This window comes from Bartonella sp. AP36NXGY, from assembly GCF_042195865.1.
In the GTDB taxonomy this organism is placed as follows: Bacteria; Pseudomonadota; Alphaproteobacteria; order Rhizobiales; family Rhizobiaceae; genus Bartonella.
In genome coordinates this window covers 1-1276 of sequence record NZ_JBHIPD010000103.1, presented here as the reverse complement: position 1 = coordinate 1276, position 1276 = coordinate 1, and the positions used below count along the sequence as shown (strand labels likewise).

Here is a 1276-nt window from a genome sequence, read left to right as displayed (position 1 = left end):
GAAACCTTTTATTTTGATTATAAGCAGTTTCGCGATGGTGAATGCCCACTCTATCTCAAGTATACATCTGAAGATTCCGAATATTACACAAGCAATTTTTATGAATTTCTCTGCAAAAGAATTAAAGAGTATGCAGGGGAAGATTCATGAAAACCTATACCTTAGATGATGTTATACAACTAGTTGATAAATAGGATAATTGCGATTTATTGCTTGTTATGAAAACATCTAAAAAGAGATTGATCATTATAAAGATTAGAAAAATCCCTTTTAATAGACCGTGTCAGTGTTGTCAGTTCTTTTTAGAGCCTATATTATTTTTTTAATGAGAGAAAATTAAAATCAATATATTTCAATAGGTTATAATTTTAATGATGCAACCTTTATTAAAAGACAGCCCATAAATTCAATTCATAATATATATTTCTCAGTTATGTGTCAGTAAATTGAACTGACAAAATAGATTATTTTAGTGAGTGATTAAAACGTGCTTTATGAAAAGCGTATGAAAGTAAAAACTGATTACGTTATCAAAATTCCTTTAATGAATTTTTATCAATTTATTTAAATAGATAACCTTATGATTTTAGTGAGTGATTAAACCACGTCTTAAAAAAACATGTGATCCTTTAAAGCCTTTCAAAAGAAACGGTTTATGATCATAAAAATGCTATCAAGATCATTATGGTTATGAGTTTTGAAGATTTTGAGTATTTTGAGGGTTCCTTTTACGCCCCTTTATATATTATTTTTCAATCAAAAAATAAAAGTTATTATATTTCAATATGTTAATGTTTTAAATAAACAACCCATATTACACACAACACGTAAATACAATCTGTAATATATATAAAAAGGATTTTTGAAGGTATTTTGAGGGTGTGAGAAACCTTCAAAACCTATAAGTAATATAAGAAAATGAATATACATAACTCTCTTTAAACAAAGCTATCATTTTAGATTACGGTATAACCTCTTAAAGGCAATGTAAAAAAATTTAATTCACTTTAGATAGGGTTTCTTAAAAGTCTTAAAGGCAATCCAAATAAAAGTATCTAAAAGTGCAAGTTTCTTCTTTTTAGAATAACGCATATAAGCACTCTTTTTAAAGATTGTATGTAATCAACTTAACAAGAGAGGTATAGATTATGGTTATAAGCTCTATACCCCTTGTGAATTTAGCATGCCTATCATGTGAACATGCTTTATAAGTTATTCAGTTTCTCTTAATACCAAATTTGGTAAGTTTTTTACGATTTTCATTGTCTCTAAACTT

The 1276-nt window shown here is 27.0% G+C and carries 1 pseudogene; it reads left to right on the top strand.

Annotated elements, in window-relative coordinates:
* Positions 1 to 150 (top strand): annotated as a pseudogene (locus ACFINX_RS10095) (SMI1/KNR4 family protein); the annotation flags it as partial.
* Positions 151 to 1276: the final 1126 nt, after the last annotated feature.